The sequence below is a fragment of the Marvinbryantia sp. genome, assembly GCF_047017445.1.
Lineage (GTDB): Bacteria > Bacillota > Clostridia > Lachnospirales > Lachnospiraceae > Marvinbryantia.
Window position 1 is genome coordinate 34,359 of the sequence record NZ_JBKXTT010000008.1, and the last position, 21,391, is coordinate 55,749.

25 protein-coding genes and 1 pseudogene are annotated in these 21,391 nt (G+C 50.5%); 25 read left to right on the top strand and 1 reads right to left on the bottom strand.

The window, feature by feature from the left end; translation table 11 throughout:
• Window positions 1-194: 194 nt before the first annotated feature.
• The 11 genes and pseudogenes from ACLU9Q_RS10760 to ACLU9Q_RS10810 all read left to right on the top strand — a co-directional run bounded on the left by ACLU9Q_RS10760 (window position 195) and on the right by ACLU9Q_RS10810 (window position 9,554).
• Window positions 195-563 (top strand): VRR-NUC domain-containing protein, encoded by a 369-nt coding sequence (locus ACLU9Q_RS10760; RefSeq protein ID WP_412625237.1) that lies wholly within the window; start codon window positions 195-197, stop codon window positions 561-563.
• A pseudogene (locus ACLU9Q_RS10765) lies at window positions 560-1,942 on the top strand (SNF2-related protein). The gene ACLU9Q_RS10760 and the pseudogene ACLU9Q_RS10765 overlap by 4 nt, the downstream one beginning before the upstream one ends.
• 56 nt (window positions 1,943-1,998) lie before the next feature.
• A complete protein-coding gene (locus ACLU9Q_RS10770) occupies window positions 1,999-2,562 on the top strand; it encodes a hypothetical protein (protein ID WP_412625238.1) in 564 nt (187 codons plus the stop codon).
• Between the two features lie 5 nt (window positions 2,563-2,567).
• Entirely contained in the window at window positions 2,568-3,056 is a 489-nt protein-coding gene (locus tag ACLU9Q_RS10775) for a hypothetical protein (RefSeq protein WP_343840010.1), read from the top strand.
• Window positions 3,057-3,092: 36 nt separating this feature from the next.
• On the top strand, window positions 3,093-3,431 hold the full coding sequence (locus ACLU9Q_RS10780) for a hypothetical protein (protein WP_412625240.1): 339 nt from the start codon (window positions 3,093-3,095) through the stop codon (window positions 3,429-3,431).
• Window positions 3,379-3,801: a type II toxin-antitoxin system PemK/MazF family toxin gene (locus tag ACLU9Q_RS10785; RefSeq protein WP_412625241.1), complete on the top strand. Its 423-nt coding sequence runs from the start codon at window positions 3,379-3,381 to the stop codon at window positions 3,799-3,801. Before ACLU9Q_RS10780 ends, ACLU9Q_RS10785 begins: the two co-directional genes overlap by 53 nt.
• 67 nt (window positions 3,802-3,868) lie before the next feature.
• On the top strand, window positions 3,869-6,310 hold the full coding sequence (locus ACLU9Q_RS10790; protein ID WP_412625242.1) for a phage/plasmid primase, P4 family: 2,442 nt from the start codon (window positions 3,869-3,871) through the stop codon (window positions 6,308-6,310).
• Between the two features lie 508 nt (window positions 6,311-6,818).
• Window positions 6,819-7,895: a methionine adenosyltransferase gene (metK, locus tag ACLU9Q_RS10795; RefSeq protein WP_412625243.1), complete on the top strand. Its 1,077-nt coding sequence runs from the start codon at window positions 6,819-6,821 to the stop codon at window positions 7,893-7,895.
• 75 nt (window positions 7,896-7,970) lie between these two features.
• Window positions 7,971-8,213, top strand: a complete 243-nt coding sequence (locus tag ACLU9Q_RS10800) for a type II toxin-antitoxin system Phd/YefM family antitoxin (RefSeq protein WP_412625244.1) — start codon at window positions 7,971-7,973, stop codon at window positions 8,211-8,213.
• A complete protein-coding gene (locus ACLU9Q_RS10805) occupies window positions 8,197-8,604 on the top strand; it encodes a type II toxin-antitoxin system VapC family toxin (RefSeq protein WP_412625245.1) in 408 nt (135 codons plus the stop codon). The genes ACLU9Q_RS10800 and ACLU9Q_RS10805 overlap by 17 nt, the downstream gene beginning before the upstream one ends.
• 584 nt (window positions 8,605-9,188) lie before the next feature.
• Window positions 9,189-9,554: an HNH endonuclease gene (locus tag ACLU9Q_RS10810; RefSeq protein ID WP_158370136.1), complete on the top strand. Its 366-nt coding sequence runs from the start codon at window positions 9,189-9,191 to the stop codon at window positions 9,552-9,554.
• On the opposite strand, the gene ACLU9Q_RS10815 is transcribed toward ACLU9Q_RS10810, so the two are convergent.
• Window positions 9,548-9,733: a SymE family type I addiction module toxin gene (locus ACLU9Q_RS10815; protein WP_158370134.1), complete on the bottom strand. Its 186-nt coding sequence runs from the start codon at window positions 9,731-9,733 to the stop codon at window positions 9,548-9,550. The genes ACLU9Q_RS10810 and ACLU9Q_RS10815 overlap by 7 nt on opposite strands.
• A 546-nt stretch (window positions 9,734-10,279) precedes the next feature.
• On the opposite strand from ACLU9Q_RS10815, the gene ACLU9Q_RS10820 reads away from it, so the two are divergent.
• From ACLU9Q_RS10820 to ACLU9Q_RS10885, 14 genes are all read left to right on the top strand, one after another.
• Window positions 10,280-10,591: a hypothetical protein gene (locus ACLU9Q_RS10820; protein ID WP_158370132.1), complete on the top strand. Its 312-nt coding sequence runs from the start codon at window positions 10,280-10,282 to the stop codon at window positions 10,589-10,591.
• Window positions 10,581-10,808 (top strand): hypothetical protein, encoded by a 228-nt coding sequence (locus ACLU9Q_RS10825; protein ID WP_158370130.1) that lies wholly within the window; start codon window positions 10,581-10,583, stop codon window positions 10,806-10,808. Before ACLU9Q_RS10820 ends, ACLU9Q_RS10825 begins: the two co-directional genes overlap by 11 nt.
• Before the next feature lie 18 nt (window positions 10,809-10,826).
• Entirely contained in the window at window positions 10,827-12,164 is a 1,338-nt protein-coding gene (locus ACLU9Q_RS10830) for a site-specific DNA-methyltransferase (protein ID WP_158370128.1), read from the top strand.
• The gene (locus ACLU9Q_RS10835; protein WP_262575299.1) at window positions 12,106-13,062 is read left to right on the top strand and encodes a hypothetical protein; all 957 of its coding nucleotides are present in this window, start codon (window positions 12,106-12,108) and stop codon (window positions 13,060-13,062) included. Before ACLU9Q_RS10830 ends, ACLU9Q_RS10835 begins: the two co-directional genes overlap by 59 nt.
• A gap of 9 nt (window positions 13,063-13,071) precedes the next feature.
• Window positions 13,072-15,288, top strand: a complete 2,217-nt coding sequence (locus tag ACLU9Q_RS10840; RefSeq protein ID WP_158370124.1) for a DNA cytosine methyltransferase — start codon at window positions 13,072-13,074, stop codon at window positions 15,286-15,288.
• An 86-nt stretch (window positions 15,289-15,374) separates the two neighbouring features.
• Window positions 15,375-15,548 (top strand): hypothetical protein, encoded by a 174-nt coding sequence (locus ACLU9Q_RS10845; RefSeq protein WP_178670045.1) that lies wholly within the window; start codon window positions 15,375-15,377, stop codon window positions 15,546-15,548.
• Between the two features lie 149 nt (window positions 15,549-15,697).
• Window positions 15,698-16,741, top strand: coding sequence for a hypothetical protein (locus ACLU9Q_RS10850; RefSeq protein WP_178670042.1), 1,044 nt, complete (start codon window positions 15,698-15,700; stop codon window positions 16,739-16,741).
• A 253-nt stretch (window positions 16,742-16,994) separates the two neighbouring features.
• On the top strand, window positions 16,995-17,930 hold the full coding sequence (locus tag ACLU9Q_RS10855; RefSeq protein ID WP_412625246.1) for an amidoligase family protein: 936 nt from the start codon (window positions 16,995-16,997) through the stop codon (window positions 17,928-17,930).
• Entirely contained in the window at window positions 17,917-18,270 is a 354-nt protein-coding gene (locus ACLU9Q_RS10860; protein WP_412625247.1) for a hypothetical protein, read from the top strand. Before ACLU9Q_RS10855 ends, ACLU9Q_RS10860 begins: the two co-directional genes overlap by 14 nt.
• A 2-nt stretch (window positions 18,271-18,272) precedes the next feature.
• Window positions 18,273-18,821, top strand: coding sequence for a gamma-glutamylcyclotransferase family protein (locus tag ACLU9Q_RS10865; RefSeq protein WP_262575297.1), 549 nt, complete (start codon window positions 18,273-18,275; stop codon window positions 18,819-18,821).
• Window positions 18,822-18,945: 124 nt separating this feature from the next.
• Window positions 18,946-19,440: a gamma-glutamylcyclotransferase gene (locus tag ACLU9Q_RS10870; protein ID WP_178670034.1), complete on the top strand. Its 495-nt coding sequence runs from the start codon at window positions 18,946-18,948 to the stop codon at window positions 19,438-19,440.
• A gap of 3 nt (window positions 19,441-19,443) precedes the next feature.
• The gene (locus tag ACLU9Q_RS10875) at window positions 19,444-20,079 is read left to right on the top strand and encodes a hypothetical protein (RefSeq protein WP_412625248.1); all 636 of its coding nucleotides are present in this window, start codon (window positions 19,444-19,446) and stop codon (window positions 20,077-20,079) included.
• 139 nt (window positions 20,080-20,218) lie between these two features.
• Window positions 20,219-20,683, top strand: coding sequence for a hypothetical protein (locus ACLU9Q_RS10880; RefSeq protein ID WP_412625249.1), 465 nt, complete (start codon window positions 20,219-20,221; stop codon window positions 20,681-20,683).
• A gap of 312 nt (window positions 20,684-20,995) precedes the next feature.
• The gene (locus tag ACLU9Q_RS10885; protein ID WP_412625250.1) at window positions 20,996-21,367 is read left to right on the top strand and encodes a hypothetical protein; all 372 of its coding nucleotides are present in this window, start codon (window positions 20,996-20,998) and stop codon (window positions 21,365-21,367) included.
• Window positions 21,368-21,391 lie beyond the last annotated feature (24 nt).

The window sequence follows — 21,391 nt, forward strand, 5'->3', positions numbered from 1 at the left end:
CTTCCGTTGGGTGACACACTCATCTGAAACCACTGCCGGTCATTCGTCCAGGCATTCCCACTCTGATCCGACCGCAGACGCAGCTATTGGCAACCTTATGCGGGAGGAAAGAAAAAAGCATCCGTCCAACGGGCATGGGAAATCCAGGCGGAAGAAAAACAGCAGCCGGCGGATACCAGGAGGAGGAAGAAGAAGTGAGGGAAAATGAAGTAGAAAAGGCATTTGTGGATGCAGTCAAAGAGGCCGGAGGTAAAGCGGTGAAGTTTACCAGCCAGACGATGAACGGGGTGCCGGACAGACTGGTTCTGTTGCCCTGCGGCAAGTGCGCTTTTGTAGAGCTGAAAGCTCCCGGAAAACAGATGCGGAGGCTGCAAAGAAAACGGAGGGAGCAGTTACTGACGCTTGGATTTCCTGTGTTCTGCGTAGACCGACTAGAACAGATACAACCGGTCATGAAAGCGCTTGGGGAGTGGGAACCGGGAGAACCGGTCCCAACAGGAGTAGGGGCAGAAATCCCGGAACTGATAAATATGATACTGCCGGGAGGAGGTGATGCCGAATGAAGTTCATACCGCATGATTATCAGAGTTATTGCACGGAGTATATCAAAACCCATCCTGTTGCAGCTTTGTTTCTCGATATGGGCTTGGGTTGAGGTAAGACAGCCATCACTCTGACGGCTGTGAATGACTTAATGTTGGATACCTTTGACGTGAGCAAGGTGCTGGTAGTGGCTCCCCTCAGAGTAGCACGGGATACATGGCCGGCAGAAGTTGAAAAGTGGGAACATCTGAAGTTCCTTTCCATTTCTGTCATCGTTGGGGACGTAAAGACACGGATCGGGGCACTGAACCATCCGTCTCTGGTGTATGTCATCAACCGGGAGACGGTCAAATGGCTGGTGGAGTATTACGAGAAAAATGGTCTGCGGTGGGATTTTGATATGGTGGTGATTGATGAACTTTCCTCCTTCAAAAACCATCAAAGTCAGAGGTTCCGTTTCCTCCGGAAGATCCGTCCGTTTGTAAAGCGGTTTGTTGGCCTGACTGGTACGCCGACTTCCAACGGTCTTATGGACTTATGGGCAGAGATTGGGATTTTAGATGGAGGACAGCGTCTGGGGAAATTTATCGGTCGGTACCGGGAAGCCTACTTCAAAGCCGGCAGTATGAATCCGCAGACTGGTGTGGTGTTCCAGTATGTTCCAAGAGAGGGAGCAGAAGAACAGATCTACGAAAAGATTTCAGACATCACGATCTCAATGAAGGCCCTGGATTATCTCAACATGCCAGAGTGTGTGATGGCTTCCCATGAAGTGGAGATGAGCACGCAGGAAAAGAAACTCTACGATATGCTGGCAAAAGACCTGCTGATCCCGTTGGAAGATGGTGATATAGACGCTGTCAATGCCGCAGCTCTTTCCGGGAAACTCCTGCAGATGGCAAACGGCGCTGTGTATGATGAGAATGGCACGGTCCGCAGGATTCACAACCACAAGCTGGAAGCATTGGAGGATTTGATCGAAGCCGCCAATGGGCAGAGCGTTCTGGTAGCGTACTGGTTCAAGCATGATAAGAAACGTATTGAAGAACATCTCACAAAGATGGGATGCTCTCCGAGGGACATCAAGAACAGTGAGGATATCCGGGATTGGAATGCAGGGAATATCCCGGTTGCACTGATCCATCCGGCAAGTGCCGGACATGGTCTGAACATTCAGCAGGGAGGGCACATCCTGATCTGGTTCGGACTGACCTGGAGCCTGGAACTTTACCAGCAGACCAATGCCCGACTCTGGCGGCAGGGGCAGACAGATGTGGTGACAATCCATCACATCATTACGAAAGGCACAGTGGATGAAGATGTGATGGCGGCACTGGAAGAAAAGGACGTGACGCAGGAAAAGCTGATCGCTGCGGTCAAGGTCAGACTTGGCCGGTAAGGGCATAGTGCCCGTTAAGACAAAAACACACGATTCGGACGGAAGGAGGACGATTCATGGGACGACCGAAGAAAGAAAAATATGAAATAGAGGAGCGGTTCCTGACGGAAGCCCTCCTTCTGGCCGGATCATATTCGGATGCCGTAAAGGAAAAGAAACAGCTTCAGGATTTGATGACGGGGGAGTTTGAATATACCGAGGACATGGCAATCCAGGATTTGATCGGAGGAGGGCAGCAGGAAGGGGAGCGGGTACAGACCAGCAATATTTCCAATATCCCGGAAAGGGCGGCAATCCTGCTGGCGGATGGGTATGTGGAGAAACAGAAATACCGGATGCAAAAAGAAGCGCAGAGGAGGATGGATGAATACCGGAAACTCTGTGGGCAGGTGGAGATTGTGGAAACTGCCATGAATGAGCGGATGGATGACAGGACAAGGGCTGTATTTGTACAGTTCTATGTGGAGCATCGAAAGAAATGTCAAATTGTCGATGAATACAGTTGCCAGTTATACAGGTCACAGGTGGAACGTGCGATGTCAGATGCCATTGACAGTATTGCGGAAGAACTGGCATATCGTGAGTTTATTGATTCATGCGAGAGGGAAGAAGGAGTGTGAATGGGATGGGAAGGCCGAAGAAACCAGTATATACAGCAAGTGAAGATTATTTGTCATTCACTGAAGAACTGATACACAGTTATCCATCTATCAAGGAGTACTGCCTTCGTTATGAGCAATCACACAAAGGGCTGCTGGAAAAACTGAGCCTGCAGGAAGTCTATGCTTCAGAAAGATATGGGTATGATGAACCCTTCATTCAGTACAGTGCGGCGGAAGGAAGAGAGAAAGATGCACTGGAAGAATATCTTGACGCTAAGAAAAAAATATTTTTTCTGGAGCATCATATTGAAAATATGGAGGACGTCCAGATGAAAGCGGTAGCGTCTGTGTTATTTTTGGAGCAGGAACCACAGAAAAGTGCGGTCGTTTCAGTGGAGGGGCATGTTATTTCCCAACGGACTGTTTGCAGGGAAAAGCAGAGGGCGATTGCTTATATCGCGTGGTGTATCGAGGGGTATTCTAAGTGGGAAGCCAATGCACTGTTTGGATGAGATGATAAAAAACGGAGGCTCGGATGTCATTATTTGATGTCCGGGCTGATTTTGTGCGTTAAAATGAATTTTTTTGTATTTGGCATGACGGGTGCGGTATTTGGCATTTTCTTCTTCATAAATGGCGTTCAAACAGGGTGTTTTTGTTACGTTTTCTCTGGTATTATTTATAATGCCGAGAGGCGGAGGATAGAGATGTCCTCCAAACATAAAGCTGGAGCAGGAGCGATTCTGTTTCCAGCTTTTTCTTTTGCAGACACCACGGGAGGTGAGAGGGTTGGGCAGGAAAAACAGGAGGAAGGAATCAGCGTATTCCCGGAAGATGAGAAATCCGGAGAAACTGATATCCAAACCGCAAACAGACATCGTACATAACGGCGCGGCTCCGGTCAGAGGCGACATTTGGTTTGCAGAGCTTGGGAAGCATCCGGGGACGAGTGTCCAGGAAGGATGCCGACCGGTGTTTATTATGAGCAATGATACGGCAAACGGGCATTCCGGCACTGTGACAGTCGTGCCGATGACTTCCAAGAAGAAAAAAGCATATCTTCCAACGCATGTTTTGACGGGAGCATCTGACTGCCCCAATCTGGAACCTTCCATGGTGCTGGCGGAGCAGGTGACTACCATTGGCAAGTGCGCCCTCAAAAGTTTTGTAGGGCATGTTGGAGAGGACAGAATACATGAGATTGAAAAGGCTGTGGAAATACATCTCGGTCTGGGTGGAAAGATTCGGGATAAATGAGCGCAGTCTTTTATGTCCGGATTTTACATTCAGCAAGATTTCTAACCAGGATGGGAGATGATAAATTGTGGGAACTACCAGTAACGGCCGTGCGCCGGTGAATTTTGTAAACATCCCGGCGGATCTGAAAGCGTCCTGCCGGTTCTGTGTATGGAAGATGGAGAAAGGAAAAGGCAGGTCGGCAAGGCTTACCAAGGTACCCTATGACCCGGCAACCGGGAGAAAGGCGCAGAGCAATAACGCTGCAACATTCTCGGATTTCAACACAGTCATTAAAACTTATGCAATGGGCGGGTATGACGGCATCGGTATCCGGGTAGATAACGGCATCGGTGCTTTTGACATCGACCACTGTATCCGTGAGGACGGGAGCCTCAACGATGTGGCAGCTTCCGTGCTTGGAATCTTCAAAGAAGCTTATGTTGAACGATCCCCGTCCGGAACCGGCCTGCGCGGGTTCTTCCATGTGGATGTGGATTTTAATTTTGACAAAACCATTTATTACATCAATAACCGTACCCTTGGCTTGGAGGTTTATCTTGCCGGGGCGACAAACCGTTTCGTGACGGTGACAGGAAATAAGTACCGGGAAGGAACCGTCCCAACAGATATGCCTGCACTTCAGACTTTGCTGGATACGCTGATGAAACGAAAGAGCCAGGTGGTGAACACACACATTGAACCGTGTTCCTATCTGTCCGATCAGGAAGTGCTGGAACACGCAGGGAAGTCTGCCAATGGGGAACGCTTCATGGATTACTACGAGGGTAACTGGCAGAAATATTTTGATAACCAGTCTGATGCGGATATGGGTTTCCTTTCCATGCTGGCGTTCTGGTGCGGCTGTGACGAGGAGCAGATTGACCGTATTTTCCGTACCTCCGGCATGATGCGCCCCAAATGGGACCGGCAGCAGGCCGGCACTACTTATGGGGCAATCTCCATCCGGAATGCTGTGTCCACCTGCCGTGCGATCTATCTTCCGGTCGATCCGCAAGACATCACGGACGCAGGGGATGAGTTTCAGAACCTTGACGGGGAAGAGGTGGATTATAACCCGGACTTTTCCCAGATCAAGATCACTCTGGATGAGATGCAGCCGCAGTCCAATCCCCGCTATGGCCGGGATGAGATCGGAGTCGGAAATATGTTCGCAGACTACTTCAAAGGCGTGGCGCGTTATAACCGTGACCGGGGCATCTGGTATGTGTATGACGGGACGGTCTGGCGGGCAGACACGGGAGGGCTGAAAGTTGCGGAACTGGCAAAACTCTTAGCGGACCGACTTTTGACGTATGCGATCAAGATCAAGGAGGAGGATACCAGAAAGCGGTTCATCGACCGCATCCGCAAGCTACAGCAGAGGAAACACCGGGAAACCATGTTAAAAGATGCGAAATCCGTGTATCCTCTGGCGATGTCCTTTTTTGACCGGGACATTTACCTGTTCAACCTTGCCAATGGGACGCTGAATTTGAGAACACTGGAATTTAGGGAACACCGGGCGGAAGACTACCTGACGAAGATTTCCCCGGTCGTTTACGATCCGGAAGCAGACTGCCCGCGATGGACACAGTTCATGGAGGAGGTCATGCAGGGGGATGAAGAACGCATCCGGTATATCCGGAAGGCACTGGGATATGCACTGTCCGGTGATACAAGGATGGAGTGTCTGTTTATTCTCTACGGTGCGACTTCCCGTAACGGCAAAGGTACCATGATGGAGACGTTCCTGCGGATCATGGGCGACTACGGCCGCAACGCCGATCCCGCCCTTCTTGCCATGAAGTTCAACGCACAGAGCAACGGCCCTACAGAGGAAGTGGCGCGGCTTGCCGGCTCCCGGTTCGTGAACATCTCGGAGCCGGAAAAGAAGCTCACCATGGACGCAGCCTTTACCAAGCGTATGACGGGTAATGATTCCATCACGGCACGTTTCCTGCATGAGAACAGTTTTGAGTTCCGGCCGAATTTTAAGATATTCATCAACACGAACCATTTGCCGAACATCACAGACCTTACGTTGTTTGATTCCGGCCGTATCAAGATCATCCCGTTCAACCGTCATTTTGAGGAGGAAGAACAGGACAAGGGATTGAAGGCTTTTTTTGCAGAGGAAGAAAATATGTCCGGCATCTTTAACTGGCTACTGGAAGGGCACAGGCTTTTTGAAAGAGAGGGGCTTGCTATGCCAAAATCCGTGCTGGAGGCGACCGATGCTTACCACAAGGAATCAGACCGGATCAGCATGTTTTCAACGGAGTGCCTGGTTACTGAGTATGGGAATAAGCTGGCAAGTAAGGCGGTTTATACGAGGTATGTGGACTGGTGCCGGGATAACGGCTATAAGCCGGAAAATATGAAAAATTTCCGAAAGGGCATGGAAGTGCATTACACATACAACAACAGCGGAAGACCGACAGGCGGAGGAAATCCAACGACTGTTGTTGAGAATGTGAAATTTGCCACGGGTGAGGAACCGGAATTTGAGGTGATTCCGGATGCTTAAAGACGGTTGTTATTTCCACAATGTGAGGTTACTCAAATCCAAAAGAACAGTATTTTGTAGGAATAACGTTTTTTTCATCTCCTACAACCTCCTACAATTCTTGGGACGTGAGATTCAAGAAAACCCTTATTTTACGCTACTTTTTAGCACCTCAAGATGGGATGTAGGAAATGTAGGAAGAAAATAGGTTATTATTTTTTATTGTTTCTTTTATAGAGGATTTATATTTTATCTCCTACATCTCCTACAAAAGAGTAAAAACAGAAAAAGAAAATCAGGAAAATGGCTTGTTTTCAAGGAAAATCGGGGTTTGAAGATTGTAGGAGATGCGGATTTTTGGATGCGTTCATCTCCTACAATCTCCTACATTAGGCTTCATTGTGGCAGATAATAAATCATATCAGGCATCTTTTGCGCCAGCTTACTTTGTGGGAATCCCCTACAGGGTGAGCAGCGGCAAAGGGTGCCTGCTTTGATACATAAACCAAACGAGAGGAGAATTAAAACTATGAGCAGGATTTTAACATGCGAACAGGTGTCAGACGGGCATCCCGATAAAATCTGTGACCAGGTTGCGGATGCCATTGTGACGGACTGTCTGGTACATGACAAGGAAAGCAGGGTAGCGATTGAGTGTCTGTTAAAGGACAGCCGCCTGATCATTGCCGGGGAACTGACCAGTAAGCACCAGCCGGATTACCGGAAACTGGTGGATGATGTGCTGGATCGTATCGGGAAGGGAAAGACGGAATACGGCAGGATGGAGATCGTCAGTCCGCTGGATGTTGCCCTTATGGTAAGGGAGCAGTCCCCGGACATCGCCCTTGGTGTGGATAAGGGCGGAGCCGGAGACCAGGGCATCATGTTCGGGTATGCCACCAATGAAACACCGGAGCTCCTTCCGGTTCCGTTTGCTGTGGCGACCAAGTTCCTGCGGCTTCTGAAGAACCACCCGTCAAAGATGTTCCGGGCGGATGCCAAGGCGCAGGTCAGTTTTGATTACAGCAGCGGACGGATCACCGCTTTCCTCTGCTCCGTGCAGCACAGCCCGGATGTGGAGGTCAGCGATTTCCGCCACATCATCGAGGGAATGATGGTGCTGGCTGCCTGTGAGTACGGGCTGAATGGTGACTTCGTGAAACTGGTCAATCCGACCGGACGGTTTGTGGTCGGCGGCTCGTTTGCTGACTGCGGCGTGACAGGAAGGAAACTTGCCTGTGATACCTATGGCGGCATCGGCAGGCTTGGCGGTGGTGCGCTGTCCGGGAAAGATCCAAGTAAGGTAGACCGCTCGGCAGCGTATATGGCACGGAAGATTGCCCGTGACATTGTGCAGGCCGGATATGCGGAGCAGTGTGAGGTACAGATTGCTTATGCCATCGGGATGGAACATCCGGTGTCAGTCAATGTGGACTGTTTCGGTACAGAGTTCCAGCCGCTGGATTTTATCCAGGCTTATGTGGGTGACAGTTATGATCTGACACCGAGGGGGATTATTAAATGGTTGGGGTTGTTAGATGTGGACTATAACCTGGTATCCGCCTACGGGCACTTCGGGAAGCCCGGACTTCCATGGGAGGAATAACAATAAAAATTGTAACACCTATTGATAAAATGGCTAATATTTGATATACTAAAATTAGCTAAAGGAGGTGTTGATATGATTACTGCAACCGCAACTGCAACAGAAATGCAGAACAATTTTGGAAGATACCTGAATCTTGTTATGTCCGGGCAGGAAATTATTGTAACGAAGAATGGTCGGGAGGTAGGGCGTTTTATTCCGAAGGATGCTGCTGTATCGTACCTGACAGACTCATTGACCGGCATTCTGAAAGGGAACTATGACCTTGATGAAGTAAAGGCAGAAAGGTTGAAGGAAAAGTATGAAGCTATTGATTGATGCGAACATTCTGTTGGATGTCCTTCAGAACCGTGAGCCGCATGTTCAGGCTTCCTCTGTTGTCTGGAAATTGTGTGAAACAGAAAAGGCAAAAGGTTATGTTTCAGCATTAACATTTGCTAATCTGGTTTATATTATGCGGAAAGAACTTGACCCGAAGAAGATAGAGGAGACTTTAAAGGCGTTGTCATTGATCTTTGAATTTGCTGATTTCAATGTTTCAGACCTTACCCATGCTGCAGAGTTGGAATGGGATGATTTTGAGGATGCTGTTCAGAGCGTGACGGCCGAACGTGTACACGCAGATTATATTATTACGAGAAATGTAAGGGATTTTGCGAAGAGCAAAGTGGTGGCATTTACTCCGTCTGAGCTGATCGTACGGATTTAAAACCAACAGAATAAAAGTGGAAGAGCCGAGGTGTTTTATTCGCCCCGGCTTTTCTTATACATGGATATTAGCCTATTTATCTAGTGATACACAATAAAAAACTGACTGGTTAAAGTCAGTTTTCAGACCATTACTTCGCCCGGTCAATTATTATTTTACCGATGTGTCAGAACCGTCACACATCATCTTCGCTCGGTCAGTTTTTATATTACCGACGAGTCAGAACCGTCACTCGTCATCATTTAGTGAAGTTTGAATACAAGTAAGCGATATTCTACGCTTTGCAGCACCCCGTCGCTTGCGGAAGCTAAACACATACGTTCATGATATTCTTGCCGTCATGAACGGAATCTGTTAAGCAATGTTTCTGTGCCGCACATTGCGAAGCGTTTTTGTAAAAACAGTGGATGAGATGCACACTGTAAAGAATGTCGAGCATCTAACTCATTGTTATTATAAAGAGCAAGGAACGAAATGGCAATAGTTTAGTTGCTTATTTGTTTAAAAATGGAATCGTCCAGTTTGAAAGAAAAAATGGACGAAAAAAGAAAAAAGTGGACGATTTTTGATTGGAGGTGATAATAATGCCATATAGACCAAACACACCGTGCAGACATCCCGGATGTGCGGCTCTTGTCCCCTACGGACAGAAATATTGTGAAAAGCACAAAGCACTGCACCCGGAAGAAGTGCGGTCAGCTGCAAAGCGCGGGTACGGAAAGAGATGGCAGAAAGCCAGCAGGGAATACCTGCAGGCGCATCCGCTGTGTGTGCTGTGTATGAAGAAACAGCCGCCACGGTATGTGAAGGCGACAGTGGTTGACCACATCACCCCACACCGTGGCGACCAAAAGCTGTTCTGGGACCGGAGCAACTGGAGGAGTTTATGTAAGCAGTGTCATGATAAAAAGACGCGGGCGGAAGACAACAACCCGACCTACACCTATTGAGCAGTGTCTTTCTTAATCACCAGCCGTCCTTCCTCACACTGGATGGACACGAAGCTGCCGGCTGTGAAGCCAAGCTGCTCCAGCCACTTCCCTTCCAGACGTATTTGTGGAGAAAGGTTCCTGCCCTGGTAAGTGTAATAGACTTTCCTGCGGCGGTTCCTTTTCTGTTTCTCTTTCAAAGGTTCATGCCTCCTTTCTTTGCGGTACGGTCATGTTACCTCTGAAAGCAGAATATATCCAGCAAATCCGAGGCCATAATCTACACAGATTTTCGTGGTTTTTCTTGTGTACATTATGGCAGAAAGGGCCCGCCGGGGGCCGGGTTTACTTCTCTGTGGTGAAGTGCCACGGAGACCGCCGCCCCCTCAAACGTAAAAAACCGCGAATTTGATAGGCCGGGGGTCTGGCAGTTACGGCGCAAAATGAAACCAGCAGACGAAGAGGCACGGCAGCACTGCCAGCCCCCATCTTATAAATATCCGAAATGAACCAAAACACATGAAATCCCTTGATAGAATGGGAACTTTTGTGTGTTTTTGTTTGTTCCGGTGGAACATGAAAATCTGGAATGAAACAGGAACGACCCATGCGGCATCCATGCTGACAGGAGGAAAATTTACCTCACTGTTTTTTATGTGTTTTTTGGGATTTTTCCGCAAAATGGGCGGGGTTACGGCGCAGCATGGAAACGGTGCAGCATGAACCACATAGGAGGAGGGGCAACGATGGAAGCAAATACAGAAGCACAGATGCTGGAGGATATGGCGAAACGGTTCTGCCCCAACTGCGGTGCGGCGGTCACGCCAAACGGCAGAGGCCGTCCAAGGATATTCTGCTCGGAACCCTGCAGGTATGCGTGGAAGAACAGAAACCCGCACCCGGAAAACTGGAAATCCACCCGGACGGCTATTTGCCCGGAGTGCGGAAAACCATTTCTGGCAAGCCGGGAGTATGGGAGAGTGAGGAAATATTGCAGCCATGCCTGTGCCAACAGAGGACGGGCGAAACGAAGGGAGCGTGAGGGAAATGAAGGATAAGATTGAAACCATCGGTGTGTACTGCGTCTGCAATACGATGGGTATCTGCGTACATGAGATTGACTACTGTGAGGACAGGGTGCTTGCATCCGCAAATGGAGAAAACCTGCAGTGGTGTCCCATGAATGAACAGACGCCGGAGGGCGGAAAAGAGGCGGAGCCGGGATTCTTATTCGGCTCTTTTTTCGTGCCGTTCTCAGAGGTCATGCGCGTCTGAGTAAAGGAGGACGCATGGATGCAGAAAACTGCACAACTTAAAGTGCTGCCGGTGGGCGTACTCAGGCCGGCCGCATACAATCCCCGTAAGAAACTGAAACCGGGGGATAAGGAGTACGAGAAGATCAAAAATTCCATTATGGAGTTTGGCTTTGCAGACCCGCTTGTGGTCAATTCCGATATGACAATCGTGGGAGGGCACCAGAGATTGGCTGTTGCCATGGAACTTGGCTATACGGAAGTACCGTGTGCGGTGGTTGATGTCGATAAAGTCCGGGAGAAGGCGCTGAACATTGCCCTCAATAAGATCACGGGTGCGTGGGACGATTCCCTGCTGGCTGATCTGCTGAAGGATTTGGAAGACAGCGAATTTGATCTGGGAAAGACAGGATTCGAGCCGCCGGAGATTTCTGAAATCTTCAATAATGTACATGACAAAAATGTGCAGGAAGATGATTTTGATACGGAAAAGGCGGCAGAAGCAGAGGCTTTTGTGGAACCGGGGGATATCTGGATTCTTGGACGGCACCGGCTGATGTGCGGCGACTCCACAAAACCGGAGGACGTAGCGGTTCTGATGGATGGGAAGAAAGCAAACCTGTGTATCACGGACCCGCCGTATAACTGTTCTTATGAGGGTGGTACTGGAATGACCATCATGAATGACCAGTGGACAGATGGTGAGAAGTTCTACCAATTCCTGCTGGATGCGTTCAGAAATGTGTATGAGAACCTGACGGACGGCGGGGCGGTTTATATTTTCCATTCGGATGCGGAGAAGGTGAATTTCTTCAATGCTACGGTTGCGGCAGGCTTCCATTATTCTACAACCTGTATCTGGGTGAAAAATGCGCTGGTGATCGGACGGATGGATTATCAGATGCGCCATGAGCCGGTAATCTATGCGTTTAAGGATACCGCACGGCATAATTTTTACGGTGACCGTAAACAGACCACTATCTGGGAGTTTGACCGGCCAACGAAATCCAAGCTGCATCCGACCAGCAAGCCCCTTCCCTTGATCGCATATCCAATGAGGAATTCATCCCAGGCAAACGGAATTGTACTGGATCTGTTCGGTGGTTCCGGTTCCACCCTTATGGCGGCGGAGCAGCTTGACCGCATTGCCTGTCTGATGGAGCTTGATCCAAAGTATGCATCTGCGATTGTCCGCAGGTATGCAGCGTATAAAGGAGAAACAGTGGATATCACGGTAATCCGCAACGGGCAGAAACTCCGGTGCGATGAAATTTATATCCTGGAGAATGAAGATTTTTCCTTTAAAGAAGGCAGCGTGGATGAGAAACAAAAGGGCTGTAAGAAGAAAGCGGGTAGGGAAAATGGAGCATCCGTCTAATTTTGTGGATTTGACAGGGAGAAAATTCCAGTCATGGACAGTGGAAAGCCTATCTCATACAAAAGGCTGGCGGCTCTATTGGAACTGCCGGTGCGATTGTGGAAACCAAAAAGTGATGCGCGGCGACAGTATCCAGAAAATACAAGTACCTTATTGCAGCCAGTGCAAGCCGAGGAATGCCGTGCTGGACATTGACGCAATCCCCGATGGTGTAGCAGCGCAGGTGAGGGAACGTAAGAGCGGAATATTTCAGAATACCTTTATCGTGGACGGACCGGTTGTGTATGGTTATACGTCCAATGCTGAGTGCTTTTTGTTTGATACGGCTGATATTGAGAAGACAAAGAAGCACACATGGAGCAGGAAGCATATGCGGGATGGCTGGTATGTGTATACGGTCGTTAAACAGAAATTCACTTATTTTCACACTTTGATTCTGGATAATCTGGAGTGCAGGAAAAGAATAGACCATATCAATAGGGATAAACTTGACAACCGCAGGGAAAACCTGCGGTTTTGCTGTGACCAGCAGAATGCATTTAATCAGGGGATGCCAAAGACGAATACACTTGGGTACAAAGGTCTGGCGAAACATACAAGCGGAAGATGGAACGCTGTCATTACTTTTTGCCAAAAGAAGATCAGTCTTGGCCTTTATGACACAAAGGTTGAAGCGGCAGCAGTATATGACGCGGCGGCAGAGCTGCTTTTTGGTGAATTTTGCAGGCTGAACAGGGAGTGTGTTGCCGGCGTCCCTCACGCGACACCGGATCAGAGATCTTATGTGGTATACCGTTGTCTGAAAAGGCTGGAAGGAATCCAATGGGCGCAAAATCCGGAACTTTTGGATGCCGCGTTTAGACGTTTGCACCGGGAACAGGAGGGGCTGGCAGCATAGGAGGAAATCATGATAAAAAATAAAAATGAACTGACTCTCGGCAGCCTGTTTGACGGTTCCGGGGGTTTTCCACTGGCCGGCATCCTTGCCGGGGTGACGCCTCTGTGGGCATCCGAGATTGAGCCATTTGCTGTACGTGTAACTACTGCAAGGCTTCCGCAGATGAAACACTATGGAGATGTTTCGGGTATCAGCGGGGCAGACCTCCCGCCTGTAGATATCATCACTTTTGGGAGTCCGTGCCAGGATATGTCTATCGCCGGGAAAAGGGACGGTCTGGACGGCTCACGTTCCAGCCTGTTTTATGAGGCGATCCGGATCGTGAAAGAAATGAGGGAGAAGACCAATGGAGAGAAACCAAGATTTATCTGCTGGGAGAATGTCCCCGGCGCTTTCTCCAGCAACAAAGGAGAAGATTTCAGGGCGGTCCTTGAAGCCGTCATCGGCATTAAAGAACCGTCCGCCCAGGTGCCTGCGCCTGGTAAAAAAGGCTGGCCCTACGCCGACTATTATGTGGGAGACGGATGGTCAGCCGCATACAGAGTCCTTGATGCACAGTGGTGGGGAGTGCCCCAGAGAAGAAAACGTATCTTCCTTGTCGCAGATTTTGCAGGGGAACGTGCCCCGGAGATATTATTTGAGTCCGAAGGCGTGTCGGGGTATTCTGCGGAGGGCTTCCGTGCGTGGCAAAGAGCTGCCGGAGATCTTGCGGATCGCGCTGGAGAGGCAGGCTGCGGAGGAACCGGAAGGATCGTCCTGAATGACCAGGGCGGGAGCCGTATGGATGTGACCGAGGAGGTCGCCTGTACCCTGCGGGCCGAGGCACACCATCCCCCATGCGTGATGGAGGCGGCCGGGTTCTGTACGGAGCATTCCGCACAGTCGGGGGGCATCGGGTATGAAGAAGAAACCTCCCCAACGCTCCGGGCCGGAGTCGTCCCGGCGGCGGTCGCATTGGAGAACCATCCGGCGGACAGCCGTGTGAAGATTTCTGAGGACGATAAGGTACAGACACTGACTGGCCGGATGGGGACTGGCGGCGGGAACGTGCCGCTGGTCATGGCTGAGTCAGGGAAACCGCCAGAAGCCGTGATGTATGAGAACCACTCACAGGATACCCGGTATAAAGGACCGCTGGACACAGCACCTACGGTCAATGCCGCTTATGGCATGGGCGGCAATAACCAGCCTTTTATAGTTGAAAAACCAAAGACAATGAAAATCCGCAGCGGATGTGACGGTGGGGGAAAAGGCATTTTATTACAGGATGATAAATCAGCAACCCTCGGATGCAACAACGACCAGACTGTATTCGTGCCTTTCTGCAAAGGGATGCGCCCGCATTCATCTGAGGAAGGCCAGGTCTGGAAAGAAGGGGATGTAGCAAATACGCTGAATACTTTTGATGTCGGGGAAACCCGGTGCAGCGAACTGGTGGTAGGTGCGTTCGGCATCTGTTCCAAGGACAGCAACGCCATGAAATCCGATAATCCGAAGGCAGGGTTTTATGAAGCGCAGACCAGCCGGACACTGGATGCCAATGGCGGGAATCCGGGATGCAACCAGGGTGGGATCGCCATTGTTGCTTTCACGCAGAACCAGAGGGACGAGGTACGGGCGCTTGGAGATAAGTCCGGCGCACTTGCGGCGGAACCGGGAATGAAACAGCAGACCTATGTCCTGCAGGGCAGCATGATCGGCAGGGAGGATAAGAACGGACCGCAGGGCAGCGGTATCAATGAGGATGTGTCCTTTACGCTGGATGCGGCCGACCGCCATGCTGTGGCTTATTGCATGACTACCGGGGAATATTCCCAGGTGGTAAAGGAAAAAGCACCGACTTTGATGGCGAGGGATTATAAAGACCCGCCAGTGGTAAACGATAAGCCTGCACCCGAACCGTACTATATTGTGCGCCGCCTGACTCCGACCGAGTGTGCAAGGCTCCAGGGTTTCCCGGACTGGTGGTGTGCCGGCCTGGGAATCGAGGAACCGACCGCAGAGGAAATAGCGTTCTGGACGGAAGTGTGGGAAACACACCGGAAGGTCATGGGGACATCGAAAAAGCCGAAGACGGAGAAACAGATCCGGAAATGGCTGGCAGATCCATACTCGGACTCCGCTGAGTATAAACTTTGGGGGAATGGGATCGCGCTGCCGTGCGCTTATTTCGTACTGGCCGGTATTGCCTGGGCTGCACAGAACGGGGCGGAAACAGAGGAATGAACGATGGCAGAGGATGCCTTTGCTTCTGATGGGAGACCATAAGGAGCAGGGCAGGCCCCTGCCATAGTACATAGGAGGGATGCTTTATGGGATGGCTGATTGCTATCGGAGCCATTGTTTTTCTTGCGGCCGCATTTTTCGCTGCGTTTTCACTCTGTATGGCTGCCGGGGACGAGGACGATGATGCGGAGCAGATGAAATGGATACAGGATATGGAAGAAAAGCGCAGAAAACGGGAGGATGACCGGAACTTACATTAATGCACAATTCCTTCCCCTGGATTTGTGCATTAGGTCAATTCTGCACATTTGCGTGGATATCCGTTGACTTATACCGGCTTTAGAGTGATTAATACCATACGCCAAAGAATACCGGTGAAAGAACCGGAAAAGGAAAGGAGCAGCAGGTTATGATGAGATTTAAGTTGAACATAGCAGACAGGAAAGAGCTGGTAAAAAGGCTTGGGGAACTTACGGGGACTGCCCCGCATTACACAAGGATGCCAAGATGTGCCTATGAGATTGGAGTTTATACGGTGGAGCGTGACGGCAGCCTTACGGTCGGAGAGGAAGCGGCAGAGCCTGGAATCCTGACCACGTTAAAAGACGAGGGGCTGATCAGGGATGCAGAGGGAATCCTCGAAGCGGCAGCGGAACAACCAGAGCAGGCAGAGACAGAGCCCATCCCGGACAGCGAATACGAGTCAGAGGTGCGGGAAGAGGCAGCAGGTCAGGAAGAAACAGCCGCCCAGGAAGGAATGGAACCGTTGGATCTGGCACTCAGCTTTCCGATGGGAGAACATACAGGAGTTTCCCTAAGAAACCTTGTGAACATGGTCTACAGCAGGGGCCCGCTTCTTAGCAAAGCATCCGGCGGGAACTTCCGTGTGGAAAAGGAGCTGGCAGAGAGACTGCGGGATGATGCCTGCACTGCCACAGTCCAGACCTTTTTGAAAGCGCTGGCAGATTACATGGAAGCACATGGCGGTATGGAGGGGCTTCAGATCACAGAACAGCAGATTTCTTTCACAGGATTTCCAGTTCCGGCAGACCAGCCACACGCTGATGCATTCCTCCAGCTTGCAGCCATGATGAATGCCATGGCGCTTTCCCAGAAACGCATTCAGGCAAAAGAGGTCAGCACGGATAATGAAAAATACGCATTCCGCATCTGGCTCCTCCGGCTTGGGATGAACGGGGATGCCTACAAATCTACCAGAAAGGTGCTGATGGAGAACCTCGGCGGCCACGCCGCATTCCGGACACCGGAGGAAGCGGAAAAGGCAAAAGCGAAAAATAAAGCGAAGCGTGAGGCAAAGAAAATAGAACTTGCGGAGCTGGAAGCAGATACCCGTCCGAATGCGGAATTGAATGGTCTGGATGAGGCACAGACGGAGGAGGCTGTGGCGGATGCCGCCTACATTGCCGCAGTCAACGCCAGCTTTGAGGAATAAGCCTTTACTCCCGGTCAGTAACCGGGGCCGGGAAATGATAAGGCGCCTTCTCCATTGTAAGTGATATTACCTCTGAAAATGTGCATTATCAAGCATTTCCCCCGCCATAAAATACACACATTTTTCCTTTGATCTTTGGTACATTTATGCCCGTTATCAACTTGCTATTATCTGCGTTCAGAGTGATATATAGACACAACAAAAGAGCAGAAAACACCGCAGACAGGCGGCTTTAGCAAAGGAGATAACGAACATGAACGAAAAGACAAGGGCACAGATTGAGGCAATGAAAAATCAGACCATCGGGGTTGAGGTAGAAATGAACAACATCACCAGAGAAAAGGCAGCGAAGAAAGCGGCAGAATTCTTTGGAACCGGAAGGTATGAATACACAGCAGGCCGGAACGGATACTGCACCTGGTCGGCATGGGACGCACAGGGAAGGGAATGGAAATTCCAGAGGGATGTGAGCATCGAGGGATCGGACAGCGAAAAATGCGAGATGGTCACCCCGGTCCTTACATACGGCGACATCGGGATGCTCCAGCAGCTTATCCGGGTTCTCCGCAGGGCAGGGGGACGCAGTTCGGCAAGCCGGGGCTGCGGAGTCCACATCCATATCTCAGGGCAGGGACATACTCCCCAAACCATCCGGAACCTGGTCAACATCATGGCGGCTCATGAGGAACAGCTGACACAGGCGGTCCGGATTGACCGCTGGAGGCAGAGCCGGTATTGCCGGACGGTAGACCCGGCTTTTCTGGAGCGTTTGAACCGGAATAAACCGAAGACTATGGAGGCACTCAGCTGGTGCTGGTACAACGGGGCGAGGGACACTTCACACTATTCGTCAACCCGGTACAGAATGCTCAATCTCCACAGCTTTTTCAATCGCTACCATACCATCGAATTCCGGCTTTTCCAGTTTGATGAACCGGGAGACGGCAGACAGGGAGGGCTTCATGCGGGCCAGCTGAAATCCATGATCCAGCTCTGCCTTGCGATGAGCGAACTTGCGAAAGAACTGCGGTACGCAAGCCCGAAGAAACAGCAGGACGAAAACGTGGCCTATGCCTTACGGTGCTGGATGCTCCGGCTGGGATTCATCGGGGACGAGTTCAAAACCGCAAGGGAGTATTTCATGCGGAACGCAGAAGGAAACTGCGCATGGAGGCATGGCAGACCGTAAAAAACCGGGCACGGCATACACAGGCACTTCCGGGCGGGAAACCGCCCTTGGGGTGGTAGAAGGAGGCGAAGATATCATGAAAAACGAAAACAGGGTGAAACATATGGATGCTGCCCCAAGAGGCAGGGCATTTAAGGTGACGGTGTCGGAACTTTACCAGAGGGAGATCACCGTGTACGAATCAGAAATGAAGGAGGCAACACCGGAGGAAGCACTCCGCATGGTGGAGAACTGGTGGCAGGACAGCCAGATCGATTTAAACGAAGCGGATTTCCAGGGCGTGGACTATTCCCTGACCGGAATAATGGATGCACCGGAAGAAATGGAAGGCGGTGAGTGACAATGGCAGGAATGTTCTCCCTGGGGCTTAGCACAGGGGCAGCGAGGAAACCGAACCGTTTTTATCTGGCCTACGGTTCCAACCTTTCCCTAGAGCGGATGAAAAGCCGCTGCCCGGATGCCGTGGCGCTTGGCACAGCTGTCATTCCCGGCTACCGTCTCCTGTTCAAAAAGAGCAAGACCGGAAGCTACGCAACCATTGAGCAGGATGCCAACTGCTGTGTACCCGCGTTGGTCTACAGGATTTCAGAACTGGATGAAGCCCTGCTTGACCGGTATGAAGGGTATCCCCGGTATTATTATAAGCGGAATTTCCGGCTTTCTGTCACGAGGCTGGATTCCGGCAGGCGGATGAAAGAAAGGAAATGGTGCATGGCTTATGTGATGCACGAGGAACGCACCCTTGGGGAACCGGACATGGAGTATTTCCGGCTCTTGGATGAAGGGTACGGTGAGTGGAATTTTGATACCGATATTCTGGATAAGGGGCTGGCGGACAGTATCGGGATCAGGGCTGCGGGAGAATACATAGAACGCTGCCAGCGAGGGTAAAGTACACAATCTGCGGCCGGTACATTTGGTAAGTTTATAGCGCAGAAACTGCTTGCTATTACCGGCAAAAAGAGTGATTAATACCATACCGCCGGAGAATGGCGGAAGAAAGGAGAGAAAGTAAATGGGCAGGAAAAAATACTACATAGCATACGGGAGCAACTTATCGGTGGAACAGATGGTCTGCCGCTGCCCGGATGCGAAAGTCATCGGGACTGCGGTCATTGAGGATTACGCGCTGCTTTTTAAGGGCTGCGCCACCATTGAACAGAGGAAAGGAAAAAAGGTGCCAGTACTCATCTGGGAGATTTCCCCCAGTGACGAAAAAAACCTTGACCGCTATGAGGGCTATCCCAACTTTTACTACAAAAAGGATTTGACATTGACAGTCCAAATGACCGGAACGGATGCCAGCCAGGAACTGACCGCAATGGTCTATATCATGGATGAACGCCGCCGCCTCGCCAGTCCAACAGGCTATTACTACAAGGTGCTGGCAGACGGTTATGAGGACTTCGGGTTTGATAAAGCAATCCTGGAGCAGGCACTTGTGGACAGCGTTGGGAAACGCACAGCCAGAGTATTTTTGAACGGATATCAGGACGATTGCAGGGGGTAGCAGATGGGGAAAAAGAATTTGAATATCAGACTGCCGGAGCCCTTACTGGATGAACTGGAAACCATCCGGAAAGAGCGGAGCCGGCAGGAAGGGTGCAGGGTTTCCAGAAACAGCCTGATCGAAGAAGCAATAGAAAAATACGTTACGGCGGCGGAGGAATACCTGGAGGGATTGTTTCAGGAAGGAAATTTAAAGCCGGATCAGCCATACCAGATTTCCGTGCGGGAGTTCCTTGGCAGGCACACGGATGACAGGATATCCATGATGACACCGGGAGGGTATGTGGATTTGGATAAAGCGCAGACAGAACTGCTTCTTTCCGGCCAGACGGTAAAAGCCCATCCCGGATGCAGGGAGGATTTCAGAGACATCCCTTCGGAGGAACTGCTACCGCAGAGCGTCCTGTCGGCGCATTTCCGGGATGGGGTATGGCGGCTTCTGACAGACACCGAACGTGGTACAGAGACGATTCGAACCGTTTGCTACGATACAGAGGATATCTGGAAAAGCCGTTATCAGGCAAAGCAGTTCTTCCTGCGGGCAATGGCAGCCTGTGAGGGCAGTGAGAAAGAACGCTACACAAATATTTACATGAAACTGATGATGGGAATGACAGACTGTGATGATTCGGAGGTGTGAGCATGGGATAAAATGCACAGTTTTTCTTTGAAATGATTGTGTACATTATAGTTCAGATATAAGTTGCCATTATCTGTACCTGACGGTAATATGTGTCACACCAAAGGGGAACACCCAAAAGTCAAGGAGGACACAGAACATGAAGAAAAATAATTTTGCAGAAGAATACGCACGGGAGGCGGCAATCAAAGCACAGTACCATGAGGCTGAAAAGGCAGGCAGCAAGGAAGGGCAGGAAGCTTCGCGGGATGCTTACCATGAACTGGAGGAGCAGATCGCGGCAAAGGGAAATTCCTACGCAAGAATCTACCGGCTATACAGCGAGGCACAGGATCGGGGCAATGAGTATATTGATTTAAACGATACCATTTGGGATGAACAGGTAAAGCCGCTGATCGGCAGCCTCCGGGAATACGGCATTGAAAAATTCACCTTTTCCTCCACCTGGTCTTCCGCAGTGGAAACCGCATGGCTTTTCACACAGAACGGATGCGGGCTGGAGGGACTGGTGGAGATTAACAGCCGGCACAAAGCATTTATGAGTGAGGAATACGAGAAAGCCCATGGCTACCTTTTTTCCATCGGGGATGCGGAAGAGAAATAAAGAAAAGCGTAATCGGCCGGGAGAGGGGCGGTAAGCCCCTCAAAAGCCGTTCGCCGGGTTTTGTCCGGCCTTCTGGGAAAAAGGCGGACATGGCCGGCTGTGGCGGCACTGTAGGCGTATTAGTCAAACAGAAAAGTGCAGCATTGGCAGGCGCTCCACGGGCAGATATAAGAGGGGCGAAGGAATAAAATGAACAATTTTCCCACCGTATCTTTGGTACATTCATGGCCCAGAATTGACTGGATAATGTGCAAAACCAGAGGTAATATGCTACTACCGAAAGGGAAAACAGAGAAAGCGGAGGAAACAGCGATGACAAGATTTCAAAAGGAACTGAGCGGGGAACTTGGAGCATATTGGGAAAAGGAAGCACAGAAAGAACTGGAGAGGGTGAAAGCAGACCTGCAGGCCGGCAAGATTACCATTGATGAAAACGGGGTTGCCCGCAACTGCATCGGCAGGGTGCTGATGAGCGACATGCTGGAGAAGCTGGCGATGGTCACTGACAAGGTCAGTGTGGAGGCAACCACAGCGGCCAGGGACAAAGAGGTTTCTGAATCCCTCGCGGAATACCGGAAAAGCGTAAGGCCAGCAACCGGAGAGGAGCGCATGGAGATGCAGGCTGCTTTTGGAAAAGGAACCACAGTGGTCAACATCCTGACCGGAGAAAAAACTAAACTTTAAAATTACAACGAAGCTACAGGCATA